Origin of the sequence: Pseudomonas sp. BNK-15 (assembly GCF_047456105.1) — a bacterium.
Taxonomy (GTDB): Bacteria; Pseudomonadota; Gammaproteobacteria; order Pseudomonadales; family Pseudomonadaceae; genus Aquipseudomonas; species Aquipseudomonas putida_E.
The window spans coordinates 2,261,068-2,277,596 of record NZ_CP179898.1 but is presented as its reverse complement, the minus strand read 5'-3'; the positions used below and the strand labels follow the sequence as shown (position 1 = coordinate 2,277,596).

Here is a 16,529-nt window from a genome sequence, read left to right as displayed (position 1 = left end):
GGATAGCAAACCCATGGTGGGTTATGCTTGCGCCCTGAACCGTGTGCAATGGAATACCCTGTGACTGGACATACTCCACTGGACAAGCGCTGGCTCACCGAAGCGGTGCGCCTGCGCGAGGAACACGCCGGCCCCCTGGAGGATCAGGAAGCCAACCGCCACGCCCGCCAGCAGGGCGGCGACCTGGCAGCCCGCATCGAAGCGCGCGCACTGTTCCTGGCCGAACGGGATGGCATGACCACTGCCCTGCAGCACTGGAAACAAGGCGCACGCCTGGCCCTGCTGGCGTTGCTGCTGTTGGCCATACTCAGCGGCGCGGGCCTTGCCTTTGCCGCCCTCGGCGATGGCCTGCGCCCGGTCAACGTGTTCTGGGCGCTGGGCAGCCTGCTCGGGCTCAACCTGCTGATGCTTCTGGGCTGGGCCGCCGGGCTGGCCTTGAGTGGCGAACATGGCGCCAGCCTCGGACGGCTGTGGCTCTGGCTGAGCGAACGCTTCGCGCGCGACGCCAAGGCCGTACACCTGGCGCCAGCACTGCTGGTGCTACTGCAGCGCCAGCGCCTCAACCGCTGGTTGCTTGGCCTGCTCGTACACAGCTTGTGGCTGGCGGCCATGCTCAGTGCGCTGACACTACTGCTGGTGTTGCTTGCCACCCGGCGCTACGGCTTCGTCTGGGAAACCACCCTGCTCGCCCCCGAGCCCTTCATCACCCTTACCCAAACGCTTGGTGCCCTGCCCTCATTGCTCGGCTTTGCCGTGCCGGACGAGGGCATGATCCGCGCCAGCGGCGACACCCAGCTTGCCGTTGATATCGCCCGCCAGTCCTGGGCCAGCTGGCTGCTGGGCGTAGTGTTGGTTTATGGCCTGCTGCCGCGCCTGCTGTTGACTGGCTTGTGCCTTTGGCGCTGGTACCAAGGTCGCCGACGCCTGGCCCTGGACCTCAGCCTGCCCGGCTACGCCCAACTGCGCGATGCACTGATGCCCCGCAGCGAACGGATTGGTGTGCAGGACACCGCCCCCGAAGCGTTGCCACAGTTCCAGGCAGGTCAACTGGAAACCGGCAGCAGTGGAGCCTTGCTGGTCGGCCTCGAACTGGACGACCAGCGCCCATGGCCGCCTGCGCTGGCCAAGGGGGTGACCGACGCCGGCGTACTCGACAGCCGTGAATCGCGCAACCGGCTGCTCGAGCAGTTGAGCCGCTTCCCTCCGGCACGCCTGGCCATCGCCTGCGACCCCCGCCGCTCACCTGACCGCGGCAGCCTGGCACTTCTGGCAGAGTTGGCACGCAATGCCGGTGCCACGCGCATCTGGTTGTTGCAGGCTGCCCCAGGCCAGGTCCTGGACGCCGAGCGCCTGGGGGACTGGCATGAAGCCCTCGACCGCCTGGGCCTGCCCCACGCCGACACCGCCCCCATGAGCTGGCTGGAGCATGGCCATGACTGAGCCCCTGAAACTGGCCGTGGTCGGCCACACCAATGTCGGCAAGACCTCGCTGCTGCGCACCCTGACCCGCGATGTCGGCTTCGGTGAGGTGTCTCATCGCCCGAGCACCACCCGCCACGTCGAGGGCGCGCGCCTTTCGGTGGACGGTGAGCCGCTGCTTGAGCTCTACGATACCCCCGGGCTGGAAGATGCCATTGCCTTGCTCGACTACCTGGAACGCCTCGAACGGCCGGGCGAGCGCCTGGACGGCCCGGCACGGCTGGAGCGCTTTCTGCAGGGCAGCGAAGCACGCCAGCGCTTCGAGCAGGAAGCCAAGGTGCTGCGCCAGTTGCTGGCAAGCAATGCCGGCCTGTATGTGATCGACGCGCGCGAGCCGGTGCTGGCCAAATACCGCGACGAACTGGAGGTGCTGGCCAGTTGCGGCAAGCCATTGCTGCCGGTGCTCAACTTCGTCGCCAGCAGCCAGCATCGCGAACCTGAATGGCGTGAGGCCCTGGCCCGCCTCGGGCTGCATGCGCTGGTAAGGTTCGACAGCGTTGCGCCCCCTGAAGACGGCGAGCGCCGCCTTTACGAGAGCTTGGCATTGCTGCTGGAAGACGCCCGCCCCGCCCTGCAGCGGCTGATCGACGACCAGCAGGCACAGCGGCTGGCCCGCCAGCACAGCGGTAAACGGCTGATCGCTGAGCTGCTGCTCGACTGCGCTGCGTGTCGGCGCAGCGTCGAAGCTGAACCAGCGGCTGAAGCCAAGGCCATCGAGGCCTTGCGCCAGGAGGTGCGCCAGCGAGAACAGCGCTGCGTCGAAGCGCTTCTGAAGCTCTACGGTTTCCGTCGCGAAGATGCCAATGCCGGTGACCTGCCGCTGTTGAACGGGCGCTGGGGCGATGACCTGTTCAACCCCGAAACCTTGAAGCTATTGGGCGTACGCCTGGGCAGCGGCGTGGCGGCAGGGGCTGCGGCCGGCGCGGGGGTCGACTTGCTGGTCGGTGGCCTTACGCTCGGTGCTGCCGCCTTGGCCGGAGCCATTGCCGGCGGAGCCCTGCAGACTGCACGCAACTATGGCGCACGGTTGATGGGCAAACTGAAGGGCCAGCGCGAGCTGACGGTGGACGATACGGTGTTGCGGCTATTGGCGTTGCGTCAGCAACAGTTGATGGCAGCACTGGATAGCCGCGGGCATGCAGCACAGAACAGTATTCGCCTGAATGAGCCGGACGAGAAAACCTGGCGTGAAGGCAAGCTTCCCGAGGCGCTGAGCAAAGCGCGGGCGCATCCGCAGTGGTCGACGCTCAATCCGGGAGCGCGAGTGAACCAGACTGAGCGGCAGGAACAGCTGGAAGCACTGGTATTGCAGATTTGAGCTATCCGATCCAGCCTGATCGCGGGTAAACCCGCGCCCTCAGGTTTGGCGTTGCCAACCTGAGGGCGCAGGCCTTACTGCTGCGCCACCTTCTCCGACTTGCCGTCATAACGCTTGCGCCACTCGGCCAGGATCTGGTCGCGGTTCTTCGAAGCCCAGGCGAAGTCGTTCTTGATCAGGCGCTGCTCGTAGTCCGCGGGGAGCTCGGTTTGCGGTTTGGCAATGCCCGGGGCAGCGAGTACAGCGAAGTTCTCTTTGTACAGTTCCATGGCCGCAGGGCTTGCCGAGAAATCCGCCAGCCGCTTGGCGGCATCAGCCTTCGGTGAACCTTTGATCACTGCAGTCGCCTCAATCTCCCAGCCCAGGCCTTCCTTGGGCAGGACGATATCCAGTGGCGCGCCCTGGCGCTTGAGCTGCACCGCCGGGTACTCGAAGGAGATACCGATCGGGAACTCCCCTGCCGCGGCCAGTTTGCAAGGCTTGGAGCCGGAATGGACGTACTGGCCGATGTTCTGGTGCAGCGCGTCCATATAGGCCCAGCCCTGAGGCTCGCCAAAGGTCTGCAGCCACGCGCTCACATCCAGGAAACCGGTACCGGACGACGCCGGGTTCGGCATCACGATCTTGCCCTTGTACTCCGGCTTGGTCAGGTCCTGCCAGCTCACCGGTTTGCTCAGGCCCTGCTTCTGGGCCTCGATGGTATTGAAGCAGATCGTCGCGGCCCAAACGTCCATGCCGACCCACGCCGGAGGGTTGGCGGCGTCACGGTAGTTGGCGGAGATCTTGCCCAGGTCTTTCGGTGCATAGGCTTCGAGCATGCCGTTCTGGTCGAGGATGGCCAGGCTGGAAGCCGCCAGCCCCCACACCGCATCGGCCTGCGGGCGCTCTTTCTCGGCCAGCAGCTTGGCAGTGATGATGCCGGTGGAGTCACGCACCCACTTGATTTCGATGTCCGGGTTGGCCTTTTCGAAGGCCTGCTTGTAGGTCTTGAGCTGCTCGGCTTCCAGGGCGGTGTAGACGGTCAGCTGCGTAGTGGCGGCCGAAGCCTGCAGGCTGAATACAGCGGTCACGGCAGCGGCAAGTGCGAGGGGCTTGAACATGATGCGTTTCCTGTCAGTGTGGGCAGTCGGTCAATGGCCGGGAGCGCGCTGGCGCCAGGCCTGTGAGCGGCGCAGCAGGCCGCGGGAAGCGCCGGCCAGCAGCAGCGATGCAGCCGCACTGGTCAGCAGGATCAAGGTCGACATGGCGGCAGCGCCGCCGACATTGCCGGCATCGTCCATGTTCAGCACCGCGACGGCGGCCAGGATGGTGTCGGGGCTGTACAGGAAGATTGCCGCCGATACCGTGGTCATGGCCGAGACGAACAGATAACGGATGATGTCCAGCAGTGCGGGCAGGCAGATCGGCACGGTCACCCGCACGAAGTGCTTGTACAACGGCGCCTTGAGCGACAGCGCGGCGGCCTCGAACTCGCCATCGAGCTGGCGCAACGCCGTGGATGCGGTCATCTGCGCAGTGGTCAGGTAGTGGGCTATGGTGCACACCACCAACAGCCCCATGCCGCCGTAGAACACGTGCAGTGGGTTGCCATTGAGGTTGAAGAAGAAGACATAGCCCAGGCCCAGCACCAACCCCGGTACCGCCATGGGGATGAAGCTGAGCAGGCGCAGGGCCTGGTTGAGCAAACGCTGGCCCTGGGTTTTCTCCATCAGGTAGGCACCGGCAAAGATCACCATGCTGCCGATCAGCGCGGTGCCGATGGCCATGGTCACGCTGTTGCGATAGGCCAGCCAGCCACCGCCGGCGGTGTCTTCGAACATGTAGTGCTTGAACGACAAGGTCAGGTTGTAGGGCCAGAAGGTCACCAGTGACGAGTACACCGCCATGCCGATCACGCCCACCAGCACCGTGCATACCAGCAGGACGATCACCAGATAGCAGGTATCACGCCCGGGCGACGGCTTGGGTTCGAATACCTGGGCACGACCACTCATGGCCTCGCCCTGGCGGCGACGCAGCCAGGCATCGACCGCAAAGCTCAGCAATGCCGGCACCAGCAGCACCATGCCGATCAATGCACCCCGGCCGAACTGCTGCTGGCCGACGACCGCCTTGTAGGCCTCGAGCGCCAGCACCTGGTAGTCGCCACCGACAACCACCGGTACACCGAAATCGGTGATGGTCAGGGTGAACACCAGGCAGAACGCCGCGAACACCGCCTGGCGCGTTGCCGGCCAGGTAATGCTGCGAAACGCCCGCGACGCCCCGGCCCCCATGCTGGAGGCGGCATCGAACAACCGTGCATCGGCCAGCGACAAGGCCGACAGCAGGATCATCAGCGCATGCGGGAAGGTGTAGATGGCCTCCCCCAGGACAATGCCCCAGAAGCCATAGATGTTGTCACTGAGCAACCCGCGCAGCAGGCCTTGGTTACCGAACAGGTAGACCAGGGCAATCGCCGGCAACATCGACGGTGCCAGCAGTGGCAGCAGCGAGATACCCCGCCACAGCCCCTTGGCCGGGATCAGCGTGCGCTGCAAGGCATAAGCGAACAGGTATGCCAGGGGGACCACGATCGCGGCAACCGTGAAGGCAACCGACAAGCTGTTGCCAAGCAGCCAGTGGAAGTTGTCGCTGGCAAACAGTTCACGGGCCGCCAGCAGACCGCCACCCTGGCCGGCATCGCCGCTGAAGCCGCGCCAGAAGATCGCCAGCAACGGCATCAGCACCGCCAGCAACAGCAAGGCCAGCAGCAGGCACTTGCCACCGACGACGAACAGCCGATCACCGAATGCAACATCATTGCGCGCTGTGTGCTTGGGCTGGGCCAGCGGCAAAGGCATGGGCGCGGCCATCTCAGGCAAACACCTGCAGGCTCTGCGGCGGCAGGGCCACCCAGATGTCCTGCGAGCCCAAGTGTGGCATGGCTTCTGGCGCCAGTTCGGCGAGCAGCGGATGGCCCGGCAGGGCCTTGAATTCAAAGCTCATGCGGCAGCGGTTGCCAAGGAATGTGATTTCGCGGACCTTGGCCGGGAACAGGTTTTCTTCATGCACCACCGGGTTGACAGTGATGGCCTCCGGGCGGCAGAACAACCGGCCGCTGCTGGCCCGCGGCGCACCCGCTGCCAGGCGCATGCTCATGGCGCCCACCTGGGCATGGCTGTCGCCAGTACGCTGAAACGGCAGCCAGTTGCCCTGGCCAACGAACTCGGCAACGAACGGCGTGGAAGGCTGATCGTAGATTTCCTGAGGGGTGGCGTACTGCTCGACCTGGCCGTTGTTCATCACCGCAATGCGGTCGGCCATCAGCATGGCTTCGTCCTGGTTGTGGGTGACCATCAGCGTGGTGATACCCAGTTGACGCTGCAGCTGTCGAAGTTCGGTACACAGGTGCTCACGCACACGCGCATCCAGCGCCGACATAGGCTCGTCGAGCAACAGCAGCGAAGGCGACGGGGCCAGGGCACGGGCCAACGCAACCCGCTGCTGTTGCCCCCCGGACAATTGCCCGGGGTATTTCTTTTCACTGCCGGCCAGGCCTACCAGGTCCAGCATCTCGGCTACGCGCTGGCGGCTTTCTTCACGGCCACTGCGGTTCAGGCCGTAGGCAATGTTGGCTTCGACGGTGAGGTTGGGGAACAGCGCGTAGGATTGAAAGAGGATGCCGTAGTCACGGGCCTGTGGGGGCAATTCGCTGATGTCACGCTCACCGATGTACAACTCGCCACGGTCTTGGCGTTCCAGCCCTGCGATGCAGCGCAGCAGGGTGGTCTTGCCGCAGCCGGAAGGGCCGAGCAGGCAAACCAGCTCGCCGGCGGCGATGTCCAGGGAGACATCGTTCAACGCCGTGAAGGCGCCGAAACGCTTGTGGATACCGCGCACTTTCATTTGTGCGCCCGGGGTGGCGTGGTTCATGGCAAAGCCTCATCGAGCAGATGTGGCCATGCTAGAAAGGCTGTGCGAAGGTTCTGTGGCGGCGAGGCAAAAGCGGGCGATAGTGGTATAGGCAGATTTTGTAGTGACGTTGCAGGTTCAGAACTGCGACCCCACCACTTCCTGCGCCACCCCGAGAAAGGCTGCCGGCAACCGGGCCTGGCGTCTTTCCTTCAGGCAGTACAGGTACTCATGCATCACCGGCGCGTCTTCCAGTGTCAGCACCCGCAGCTCCGAGTTGTGCGGCACCTCGTGCCGGGCAATCACGCTGATGCCGATATTGCGCAGCACCGCCTCACGGATCGACTCGCGGCTGCCGATTTCCAGCACCGCTTCGGCCTTCACCCCAGCGCCGTGCATCATTTCTTCGGTGAGTTTGCGCGTGGTCGAACCTTTCTCGCGCATCAGCAGGCATTGCCCTGCCACCACCTCGATAGACACCACCTGACGCTGCGCCAGCGGGTGATTGCGGTGCACCGCCACCACCAGCGGGTCAGTGCCCAGCACGCGCCTCACCAGGCGAGCATCCTCCACCAACTGTGACGAGGCGGCGAGATCGACGCGGTAGTCCTCCAGCATCTCCAGCACCTGCTGCGAATTACCGATCTCCACGGCCACGCCCACCTGTGGCAAGCGCTCACGGAAGATCTTCACCAGATCGAGTATGTAATACGGCGCAGTGGCAGCGATGCGCAGGTTACCTTGGGCATGGCCGCTGTTGCGCAGCTCGAACTCGATGTCGGCTTCCTGTTGCAGCAGCGCCTTGACCATTGGCAGCAGGCGCACGCCCTCCTCGCTCAGCACCAGGCGCCGGCCGCCGCGGTAGAACAGCTCCACCGCGTACTGGCTTTCGAGGTTGCGGATTTGGGTGGTCACCGTCGGCTGGCTGAGGCCAAGCTTCTTCGCCGCCAGGGTGATGCTGCCCAGGCGGGCCACCATGTAGAAGGCTTTGAGCTCGGCACTCAGCATTGCTGGGCTCCGCAGCCGCAAAAGCAGCCGTAAGCAGAGGCAGCGCTGTGTAGTTTCATAAGTCTGGATTCCACCTCGATCAGCTTGTAGCTTGCAGCTGCTACTTGCGCAAAAGGCGCAGGCCGTTGAACACCACCAGCAGGCTTACGCCCATGTCGGCGAACACCGCCATCCACAGCGTGGCCATGCCGGCAAAGGTGATTGCCAGGAAGATGGCCTTGATGCCCAACGCCAGCACGATGTTCTGCTTAAGGATCGCCGCACTTTGCCGCGACAGCCTGACGAAGGCCGGGATTTTGCGCAAGTCGTCATCCATCAGCGCCACATCGGCGGTCTCGATGGCGGTGTCGGTACCGGCAGCCGCCATGGCGAAACCGATCTCGGCACGGGCCAGCGCCGGCGCATCGTTGATACCATCACCGACCATGCCAACCCGGTGCCCCTGGGCGTAGAGCTGCTCGATCGTGCTCAGCTTGTCGGCAGGGAGCAGGTTGCCTTCGGCGCGGTCGATACCGACCTGGGCAGCGATGGCCTGGGCGGTATGGGGATTGTCGCCGGTAAGCATGACAGTCTTGATGCCCAGCGCGTGCAGCTCGGCGATGGCCTCACGGCTGCTGTCCTTGACCGTGTCGGCAACGGCAAACAGCGCCAGCGGGCCAGAGCGGTCGAGCAACAGCACCACGGTCTTGCCTTGGCGCTCGAGTTGGTCCAACTGTGCTTCGAGCTGCGGTGAGCACAAGCCCAGCTCTTCGACCAGACGATGGTTGCCCAGGTGATAGGTTTCGCCATCGATGTCACCACGCACACCGCACCCCGCCAAGGCAGCGAACGCGCTGACCTCACTCAGGGCCAGCCCCTGCGCCCTGGCCAACTGGGCGATGGCAGCCGATACCGGGTGGTCTGAGCGCTCGGCCAGGCTTGCCGCCAGTGCCTGGGCGCGGCCTTCGAACAATGGGTCTAGCACCTTGGTATCGGTCTGCACCGGCTTGCCGTGGGTGAGAGTTCCAGTCTTGTCCAGGGCCAGGAAGTCCAGCTTGCGGCCCCCTTCCAGGTACACACCCCCCTTGATCAGGATGCCCTTGCGCGCCGCAGCCGCCAGGCCACTGACAATGGTCACCGGGGTGGAAATCACCAGGGCACATGGGCAGGCCACCACCAACAGCACCAAGGCGCGGTAGACCCAGTCGAACCAGGCGCCGGCCATGAACAGCGGCGGGATGAGCGCTACGGCCAAAGCCAGGGCGAACACCACAGGCGTGTAGATGCGCGAGAAGGTATCGACGAAACGCTGGGTAGGCGCTCGAGCGCCCTGCGCCTGCTCCACGGCCTTGATGATACGGGCCAATGTGGAATGCCCTGCCACTGCAGTTACCCGGTACTCCAGAGCGCCGGCCTGGTTGATGGTGCCGGCGAACAGCTTGTCGCCAGGGGCCTTGTCCACAGGCAGGCTCTCGCCGGTGATCGGTGCCTGATCGACGCTGGATTGCCCACTGACCACTTCACCGTCCAGGCCGATACGCTCACCGGGGCGTACCCGCACGAGCGCACCGATCGCTACGTGGCGCACCTCGGCCTCACGCCATTGGCCATCGGCCTGCTGCACCGTGGCCATGTCCGGCGTAAGCTGCATCAGGCCACTGATGGCATGGCGCGCACGGTCAAGTGAACGTGCCTCGATCAGTTCGGCGATGGTGAACAGCACCATGACCATGGCCGCCTCAGGCCACTGGCCGATCAGCACGGCACCGGTCACGGCAATGCTCATCAGCGCGTTGATGTTCAGGTTGCGGTTTTTAAGGGCAATCCAGCCCTTCTTGTAGGTGCCCAGGCCACAGCCAAGGATCGCTGCCAGCGCCAACGCGGCTACCACCCACTCGGGCGCCAGCGCGCTGAAATGGATGATTTCAGCGGCGATCGCCGCGATGCCGGACAATGCCAATGGCCACCAGCGAGTCTTGGCTGGCGCGGGTGCGATCACGCCACCCTCATCCTCTACAGCCAGCGGTTCTGCCTTCATGCCCAGGCTTTCGATGGCCCGCTCGATCTCAGCAGTGCCATCCAAGGTATGGCGCACGCCCAGCACGCGGTTGATCAGGTTGAACTCCAGCTGCTCGATGCCGGCCAGCTTGCCGAGCTTGTCCTGGATCAAGGTCTGTTCTGTCGGGCAGTCCATGGCTTGTATGCGAAAACGGCTGAGCCGGGCCTGGTCACTGGCCTTTTCGCTCAATTGCACAAACGCAGGCGCCGCACTGGAACCGCAGCAACTGTGCGCATGTGCGTCGTGGCAATGGCTTTTACCGGCGTTGACGTGGTCATGGTCATGCACGTGTTCGTGGCTGACAGGCTGGTTCATGGGGTCATCCTTAGTGAGCACCTGTTGCCAAGTGAACACCCTGTAGCCACTATAGGGTCAAGCCACCTGATGGAGAATCGCCATGAAAATCGGAGAACTGGCCAAAGCCACCGACTGTGCGGTGGAGACCATTCGTTATTACGAGCGTGAGCAGCTACTGCCAGAGCCAGCGCGTACCGACGGTAATTACCGGCTGTACACCCAGGCCCATGTCGAGCGGCTGACCTTTATCCGCAACTGCCGCACCCTGGACATGACCCTGGACGAAATACGCAGCCTTTTGCGCCTGCGCGATAGCCCGGCGGGCTCATGTGGCAGCGTCAATGCGTTGATAGACGAACATATCGAACACGTGCAGGCGCGGATCGATGGCCTGGTGGCATTGCAGGAGCAACTGGTGGAGTTACGCAGACGGTGCAGTGCGCAGGGAGAGGAATGCGCGATCTTGCAGCGTTTGGAGGTGAACGGAGCCGTATCCGTGCCGGATACCGAGCATTCGCACGTGGGGCGTAGCCACGGGCATTGAAGCCGCTGGGGCTGCTGCGCAGCCCTGGGCATTTGCGCGAATCAGACCGCCATCGGCGCCGTCATCGGTGCATGGTGCTCATAGCCTTCCAGGCTGAAATCGCTCGGTTCGATCTTCTCCAGCCACTCCGGCTCGTACTTGCCCGTCTCGGCGAACGCAGGCACGCGGTCGCTGATCACCAGCTTCGGTGCTTTCAGCGGCTCGCGCTTGAGTTGCTCGTTAAGCATGTCCAGATGGTTTTCGTACACATGGGCATCGCCAATGAAGTACGTGAACCAGCGCGGCGTATAGCCCGTCAGGCGGCCGAACAGCGACAGCAGCGCCGCACCTTCGGTGAGGTTGAACGGTGTGCCCAGGCCCAAGTCATTGGAGCGGATGTAGAGCGTCAGGGAGATTTCCCTGGTCTGGACATTGGGGTGGAACTGGTACAGCAGGTGGCACGGCGGCAGCGCCATTTCGTCCAGCTGCGCGCAGTTCCAGCCATGGAACAGGATGCGCCGGCTGCCCGGGTCGTTGGCTATGGTGTCCAGGCACTGACGCACTTGGTCGATGGCCTTGTACAGCACGACGAACGCCTGGCCATCTTCCTCGTCCTGGGCAATCCTGCGAAAGCCCGCTTGTTCGGCCATCTCGATCGCTGCCGGGTTGCTCAGCGGGATGCGCTTGTAGCCCGGCCACTGGCGCCACTGCACACCGTAAATCTCGCCGAGGTCGTCATGGCCCTGGCGGAACGGGTTGGCCAGCCACTGGGCGTTCTCGTTGGCGTTCTGATCCCACACCTTGCAGCCCAGTTCGCGGAATTCACCCGCGTTCTTCACGCCACGCAGGAAGCCGACCATTTCGCCGATGGCAGACTTGAATGCCAGCTTGCGCGTGGTGATGGCCGGAAAGCCCTTTTGCAGATCGAAGCGCAGCATGGCGCCCGGCAGGCTGATGGTGCGGATGCCCGTGCGGTTTTCCTGCAGAGTGCCGTTTTCGATGACGTCACGGACCAGGTCCAGATACTGTTTCATGGCTTACCTGTAGCAAGAACGGCAGGGGGATCGCCCCTGCCGTTGGGAATCAGATGGCGGGTTTCGCCGTGGGTTTGCGATTATAAGCCCACCAGATCAATCCGAGGCCGGCCAGAATCATCGGGATGCAGAGTATCTGACCCATGGTCAGCCAGCCCCAGGCAATGTAGCCCAGCTGGGCATCCGGCACGCGGACGAATTCGACGATGAAGCGGAAGATGCCGTAGAACAGGGCGAACATCCCGGAAACCGCCATGGTCGGGCGCGGCTTGCGCGAGAACAGCCAGAGGATCGCGAACAACGCCACGCCTTCCAGGGCGAACTGGTACAGCTGCGATGGGTGGCGCGGCAGCTGGGCCGGGTCGCTGAACGGCGGGAAGATCATCGCCCACGGCACGTCGGTCGGCTTGCCCCACAATTCGGCGTTGATGAAGTTGCCGATACGCCCTGCCCCCAGGCCAATCGGCACCAGCGGTGCGACGAAGTCCATCAGTTCGAAGAATGACTTGTTGTTGCGCTTGCCGAACCACAAGGCCGCCAGCATCACGCCGATGAAGCCGCCGTGGAACGACATGCCACCCTTCCATACCTCGAAGATCAACGTCGGGTTGGCCAGGTAGGCGTGCAGGTCGTAGAACAGCACATAACCCAAGCGCCCGCCGACGATCACCCCCATCGACAACCAGAACACCAGGTCAGAGAGCTTTTCACGCGACCAGGTGGGGTCGAAACGGTTGAGCCGGCGCGAGGCGAGCAGCCACGCGCCACCAATGCCGATCAGGTACATCAGGCCGTACCAATGGATTTTCAGCGGCCCGAGCGCAACGGCCACGGGGTCTATCTGCGGGTAAGGCAGCATGGATATTCCTCTGGTTTCAAATCAAAAAGCTCAGGCCTACGCAAAACAGCAGCGCGGCGAACAAGCGCTTGAGCAGGCGGGGCGACAACTTGTGCGCCAGCCGCGCGCCGAAGCGGGCGAAAAACATGCTGGTCACGGCAATGCCGACCAGCGCTGGCAGGTACACGAAGCCCACGCTATGGGCTGGCAGATGCTCATCGTGCCAACCCAGCCACATGAAACTCAGGGCGCTGGCCACGGCAATCGGCAGGCCGCAGGCCGAAGACGTGGCCACCGCCTGCTGCATCGGCAGGCTGCGCCAGGTCAGGAATGGCACGGTCAACGAACCACCGCCGATGCCGAAGATCGCCGAGGCCCAACCGATCACGCCACCGGCACCGATCAGTGCGGGCTTGCCGGGAATGCCGCGGCTGGCCTTGGGCTTGAGGTCCAGTGCCATCTGCGCGGCAATGATCAGCGCGAATACGCCGATGATCTTCTGCAACAGCGGGCCCTGGATAAGCGAAGCCGTCTTCGCGCCCACCCCGGCGCCCAGCAGGATACCCACGGTCATCCAGGCGAAGATCGGCCACTGCACCGCGCCCCGACGATGGTGCTCGCGCACGGCATTGATCGATGTGAAGACGATGGTTGCCAGCGAGGTACCCACCGCCAGGTGAGTGAGCACCGAAGCGTCGAAGCCCTGCAGGGTGAAGCTGAACACCAGCACCGGCACGATGATGATGCCGCCGCCCACGCCGAACAGCCCGGCCAGCACGCCGGCACAGGCGCCCAGAAGCAGATAGAGTGCGAACTCCATTCGTCGTCCCCGAAAAACAATCCGGCATGGTAACGGAAGCCGGGCTCGGGGCTCTAGTGAACTCTGTGACAGGATGGATCGGCGCCGCCGCAGTGGGTAGAGTGGCAAAAAACCCAGAGGCCCAACCTATGTGCCTGATCGTATTCGCCTGGCGGCCAGGGCATGCCCTGCCGCTGATCGTGGCGGCCAACCGCGACGAGTTCTATGCCCGGCCCACGCAAGCGCTGGCAGCCTGGGAAGATGCGCCAGGCGTGCATGCAGGGCGTGACCTGGAGGCCGGTGGTACCTGGCTGGGCGTGGGGCCGCAGGGGCGGTTCGCCGCCCTGACCAACATTCGCGACCCAGGGCAGCCGTTGGGCCCCCGCTCACGCGGCGAGCTGGTGGCGGCATACCTGCAGGGTGAACTTGGGGTCGAGGCCTATCTGGACCAGGTCGCCAGCCGCAGCAAGCAGTATTCGGGGTTCAACCTGCTGGTGGGCGATGGTGTGCGCCTGGGGTATCTGCACGCTCGAGACGCGGCGCCGCGCTTGCTGGCGGCTGGTGTGTATGGGCTTTCCAATGCCGGGCTGGACACGCCGTGGCCCAAGCTGGTCAAGGCGCGCGACGGGCTGGAACGGTTACTGGGGTCAGCAGACCCACAGCGTTTGATGGCGTTGCTGGCCGATGGTGAGACGGCGCCTGAGGCAGAGCTGCCGGAAACTGGCGTGGGGGTGGCGACAGAGAAGCTGCTGTCGAGTGTGTTTATTGCCAGCCAGAATTATGGGACGCGGGCCAGTACGGTGCTGATCGTGGATGATCAGGGTAAAAGACGGCTTGTCGAGCGCAGTTTCGGGCCTTTTGGGGGGCACTTGGGGGAGGTTGAGCTTTGGGTTTGAGGGCCATGGGGCTGCTTTGCAGCCCTTTCGCGACGCAAGGCCGCTCCTACAAGGGTCGCGTCGCCTGAGCGGCCTTGCGTCGCGAAAGGGCCGCAAAGCGGCCCCAGAATTCACAGGGTCTTGTTGGCCTCTGGCCCAATCATCCGCGCCAGCCCAAGGTTCTTCAGCGCCAATTGCAACGAGCTGTGGATAACCTGCGGGTTGTCATGGCTCAGGGCATCGGCCAGCAGCTCCTTAGCCTTGCTCATGTTTATCTGGCGCAGCATCCACTTCACCTTCGGCAGGTTGGTGGCGTTCATCGACAAGCTGTCGAAGCCCATGGCCATCAACAGGACCGCTGCTGCCGGATCACCGGCCATCTCGCCGCAGATACTGACTGGCTTGCCCTCGCCATGGGCATCACGCACCACGGTGTTCAAGGCTTGCAGCACTGCCGGGTGCAGGTAGTCGTAAAGGTCGGCAACCCGCGGGTTGTTGCGGTCCACTGCCAGCAGGTACTGGGTCAGGTCGTTGGAGCCTACCGAAAGGAAATCCACCTGACGCGCCAGCTCCTTGGTCTGGTAAACCGCGGCCGGGATCTCGACCATCACGCCAACCGGTGGCATCGGCACGTCCGTGCCTTCGTCACGCACCTCGCCCCAGGCGCGGTGAATCAGGTGCAGCGCCTCTTCCAGTTCGTGAATGCCGGAGATCATCGGCAGCAGAATGCGCAGGTTGTTCAGGCCTTCGCTGGCTTTGAGCATGGCGCGGGTCTGGACCAGGAAGATTTCCGGGTGGTCGAGGGTCACGCGGATGCCACGCCACCCCAGGAACGGGTTTTCTTCCTTGATCGGGAAGTAGGACAGCGCCTTGTCCCCGCCGATGTCGAGGGTACGCATGGTCACCGGCAGCGGGTGAAACGCCGCCAACTGCTCGCGATAGATGGCCAACTGCTCTTTTTCGCTGGGGAAGCGCTGGTTGATCATGAACGGCACTTCTGTGCGGTACAGGCCCACCCCTTCGGCGCCCCGCTGCTGGGCACGGGCCACGTCGGCAAGCAGGCCGGTGTTGACCCACAGCGGCATGCGATGACCGTCCGGGGTGATGCAAGGCAGTTCGCGCAACGCATCCAGGCCCTGGGCCAGCTGACGCTCTTCTTCGACCACCTCGCTGTATTGCTTGCGCAGCACGTCGCTGGGGTTGGTGAACACCTCGCCCTTGTAGCCATCGACGATCAGCTCGATACCATCGACCTTGGAATACGGCAGGTCGACCAGGCCCATCACCGTCGGGATACCCATGGCACGGGCCAGGATGGCAACGTGGGAGTTGCCCGAGCCCAGCACCGAGACCAGGCCCACCAGCTTGCCTTCCGGCACCTCACCCAGCATCGCCGGGGTCAGTTCCTCGCTGACCAGGATGGTGTTGTCGGCATACACCAGCGATTGCGAACGGGCTTGCTGGAGGTAGGCCAGCAGACGGCGACCGAGGTCTTTCACGTCCGAGGCGCGCTCGCGCAGGTAATCGTCGTCCATCAGCTCGAACCGGCTGACGTGCTCGCCGACCACCTGGCGCAGGGCGCCCTGGGCCCACTGGCCGGTCTTGATGACGTCAGTCACCTCACCGCCGAGGGCTGCGTCCTCAAGCATCATCAGGTACACGTCGAACAGCGCGCGTTCTTCCGGGCGCAACTGGGTGGCCAGTTTGGCCGAAAGCTTGCGCATGTCGGCGCGCACGCCCTCGAGGGCGTTGTGGAACAGTTTGAGTTCAGCGTCGATGTCTTCGACCGTCTTGTCCGGCACCACCTCAAGGTCGGCAGGCGGCAACATGACCACGGCTCGGCCGACGGCAGCACCCGGCGAGCCTGGTACGCCGACGAAGCGCGCTTCCTGGATGCCCTTGCCCTGGCGGCCCAGGCCACGAATCGAGCCGGTGGCCTCGGCGTGAGCGATAACCCCGGCGAGTTGAGCGCTCATGGTGACCAGGAAAGCTTCTTCACCCTCGTCGAACTGGCGGCGTTCTTTCTGCTGAATGACCAGCACGCCGACCACACGACGGTGGTGGATGATCGGTGCACCCAGGAAGGACGCGAAACGCTCCTCGCCCGTTTCAGCGAAGTAGCGGTAACGTGGGTGATCAGCGGCGTTTTCCAGGTTCAGCGGCTCTTCCCGGGTACCGACCAGACCAACCAGGCCTTCGTTGGGGGCCATGCTGACCTTGCCGATGGATCGCTTGTTGAGGCCTTCGCTGGCCATCAGCACGAAGCGGTTGGTTTCCGGGTCGAGCAGGTAGACCGAGCAGACCTGGCTGCCCATGGCCTCCTTGACGCGCAAGACAATGATCCCCAACGCCGTCTTGAGATCTTTGGCGGAGTTCACTTCCTGGACGATCTTGCGCAGCGTATTGAGCATGGCTCGGGGTCGAAC

13 protein-coding genes are annotated in these 16,529 nt (G+C 63.9%); 4 read left to right on the top strand and 9 right to left on the bottom strand.

Going from position 1 to position 16,529, the window contains the following annotated elements; translation table 11 throughout:
• Positions 1–48: 48 nt before the first annotated feature.
• Together ACMGF5_RS10450 and ACMGF5_RS10445 are read left to right on the top strand one after the other, a co-directional pair.
• Positions 49–1,440 (top strand): DUF2868 domain-containing protein, encoded by a 1,392-nt coding sequence (locus tag ACMGF5_RS10450; RefSeq protein WP_115273349.1) that lies wholly within the window; start codon positions 49–51, stop codon positions 1,438–1,440.
• Positions 1,433–2,797, top strand: coding sequence for a GTPase/DUF3482 domain-containing protein (locus ACMGF5_RS10445; RefSeq protein WP_125923622.1), 1,365 nt, complete (start codon positions 1,433–1,435; stop codon positions 2,795–2,797). The genes ACMGF5_RS10450 and ACMGF5_RS10445 overlap by 8 nt, the downstream gene beginning before the upstream one ends.
• 74 nt (positions 2,798–2,871) lie before the next feature.
• Here the strand turns inward: ACMGF5_RS10445 and ACMGF5_RS10440 are convergent, their stop codons facing one another.
• The 5 genes from ACMGF5_RS10440 to ACMGF5_RS10420 all read right to left on the bottom strand — a co-directional run bounded on the left by ACMGF5_RS10440 (position 2,872) and on the right by ACMGF5_RS10420 (position 10,052).
• Positions 2,872–3,897 (bottom strand): putative 2-aminoethylphosphonate ABC transporter substrate-binding protein, encoded by a 1,026-nt coding sequence (locus ACMGF5_RS10440; RefSeq protein ID WP_046787015.1) that lies wholly within the window; start codon positions 3,895–3,897, stop codon positions 2,872–2,874.
• Positions 3,898–3,927: 30 nt separating this feature from the next.
• Positions 3,928–5,652, bottom strand: coding sequence for a putative 2-aminoethylphosphonate ABC transporter permease subunit (locus ACMGF5_RS10435; RefSeq protein WP_414157769.1), 1,725 nt, complete (start codon positions 5,650–5,652; stop codon positions 3,928–3,930).
• Between the two features lies 1 nt (position 5,653).
• A complete protein-coding gene (locus ACMGF5_RS10430) occupies positions 5,654–6,712 on the bottom strand; it encodes a putative 2-aminoethylphosphonate ABC transporter ATP-binding protein (protein WP_046787013.1) in 1,059 nt (352 codons plus the stop codon).
• A 117-nt stretch (positions 6,713–6,829) separates the two neighbouring features.
• Positions 6,830–7,699 (bottom strand): LysR substrate-binding domain-containing protein, encoded by an 870-nt coding sequence (locus tag ACMGF5_RS10425; protein WP_046787012.1) that lies wholly within the window; start codon positions 7,697–7,699, stop codon positions 6,830–6,832.
• A 100-nt stretch (positions 7,700–7,799) separates the two neighbouring features.
• Positions 7,800–10,052: a heavy metal translocating P-type ATPase gene (locus ACMGF5_RS10420; RefSeq protein WP_414157768.1), complete on the bottom strand. Its 2,253-nt coding sequence runs from the start codon at positions 10,050–10,052 to the stop codon at positions 7,800–7,802.
• An 82-nt stretch (positions 10,053–10,134) separates the two neighbouring features.
• On the opposite strand from ACMGF5_RS10420, the gene cadR reads away from it, so the two are divergent.
• The gene (cadR, locus tag ACMGF5_RS10415; protein WP_119688108.1) at positions 10,135–10,578 is read left to right on the top strand and encodes a cadmium resistance transcriptional regulator CadR; all 444 of its coding nucleotides are present in this window, start codon (positions 10,135–10,137) and stop codon (positions 10,576–10,578) included.
• Positions 10,579–10,619: 41 nt separating this feature from the next.
• Here cadR and ACMGF5_RS10410 read toward each other — a convergent pair whose 3' ends face one another.
• Genes ACMGF5_RS10410 through ACMGF5_RS10400 form a run of 3 tightly spaced genes read right to left on the bottom strand, consistent with a single transcriptional unit; the run spans position 10,620 to position 13,249 of the window.
• A complete protein-coding gene (locus tag ACMGF5_RS10410) occupies positions 10,620–11,591 on the bottom strand; it encodes a thymidylate synthase (RefSeq protein WP_414157767.1) in 972 nt (323 codons plus the stop codon).
• A 49-nt stretch (positions 11,592–11,640) separates the two neighbouring features.
• On the bottom strand, positions 11,641–12,450 hold the full coding sequence (gene lgt, locus ACMGF5_RS10405; RefSeq protein WP_046787008.1) for a prolipoprotein diacylglyceryl transferase: 810 nt from the start codon (positions 12,448–12,450) through the stop codon (positions 11,641–11,643).
• Positions 12,451–12,466: 16 nt separating this feature from the next.
• A complete protein-coding gene (locus tag ACMGF5_RS10400) occupies positions 12,467–13,249 on the bottom strand; it encodes a sulfite exporter TauE/SafE family protein (RefSeq protein ID WP_046787007.1) in 783 nt (260 codons plus the stop codon).
• A 128-nt stretch (positions 13,250–13,377) separates the two neighbouring features.
• On the opposite strand from ACMGF5_RS10400, the gene ACMGF5_RS10395 reads away from it, so the two are divergent.
• Positions 13,378–14,124 carry an NRDE family protein gene (locus ACMGF5_RS10395; protein WP_174141037.1) on the top strand — a complete coding sequence of 249 codons (747 nt, stop codon included), beginning with the start codon at positions 13,378–13,380 and terminating at the stop codon, positions 14,122–14,124.
• Between the two features lie 110 nt (positions 14,125–14,234).
• On the opposite strand, the gene ptsP is transcribed toward ACMGF5_RS10395, so the two are convergent.
• Positions 14,235–16,514 carry a phosphoenolpyruvate--protein phosphotransferase gene (ptsP, locus tag ACMGF5_RS10390; RefSeq protein WP_046787005.1) on the bottom strand — a complete coding sequence of 760 codons (2,280 nt, stop codon included), beginning with the start codon at positions 16,512–16,514 and terminating at the stop codon, positions 14,235–14,237.
• Between the last annotated feature and the right edge of the window lie 15 nt (positions 16,515–16,529).

Coding starts and splice junctions, on each gene's coding strand:
- ACMGF5_RS10450 (WP_115273349.1), top strand. CDS start 49: ATGGAATACCCTGTGACTGGACATACTCCACTGGACAAGCGCTGGCTC.
- ACMGF5_RS10445 (WP_125923622.1), top strand. CDS start 1,433: ATGACTGAGCCCCTGAAACTGGCCGTGGTCGGCCACACCAATGTCGGC.
- ACMGF5_RS10440 (WP_046787015.1), bottom strand. CDS start 3,897: ATGTTCAAGCCCCTCGCACTTGCCGCTGCCGTGACCGCTGTATTCAGC.
- ACMGF5_RS10435 (WP_414157769.1), bottom strand. CDS start 5,652: ATGGCCGCGCCCATGCCTTTGCCGCTGGCCCAGCCCAAGCACACAGCG.
- ACMGF5_RS10430 (WP_046787013.1), bottom strand. CDS start 6,712: ATGAACCACGCCACCCCGGGCGCACAAATGAAAGTGCGCGGTATCCAC.
- ACMGF5_RS10425 (WP_046787012.1), bottom strand. CDS start 7,699: ATGCTGAGTGCCGAGCTCAAAGCCTTCTACATGGTGGCCCGCCTGGGC.
- ACMGF5_RS10420 (WP_414157768.1), bottom strand. CDS start 10,052: ATGAACCAGCCTGTCAGCCACGAACACGTGCATGACCATGACCACGTC.
- cadR (WP_119688108.1), top strand. CDS start 10,135: ATGAAAATCGGAGAACTGGCCAAAGCCACCGACTGTGCGGTGGAGACC.
- ACMGF5_RS10410 (WP_414157767.1), bottom strand. CDS start 11,591: ATGAAACAGTATCTGGACCTGGTCCGTGACGTCATCGAAAACGGCACT.
- lgt (WP_046787008.1), bottom strand. CDS start 12,450: ATGCTGCCTTACCCGCAGATAGACCCCGTGGCCGTTGCGCTCGGGCCG.
- ACMGF5_RS10400 (WP_046787007.1), bottom strand. CDS start 13,249: ATGGAGTTCGCACTCTATCTGCTTCTGGGCGCCTGTGCCGGCGTGCTG.
- ACMGF5_RS10395 (WP_174141037.1), top strand. CDS start 13,378: ATGTGCCTGATCGTATTCGCCTGGCGGCCAGGGCATGCCCTGCCGCTG.
- ptsP (WP_046787005.1), bottom strand. CDS start 16,514: ATGCTCAATACGCTGCGCAAGATCGTCCAGGAAGTGAACTCCGCCAAA.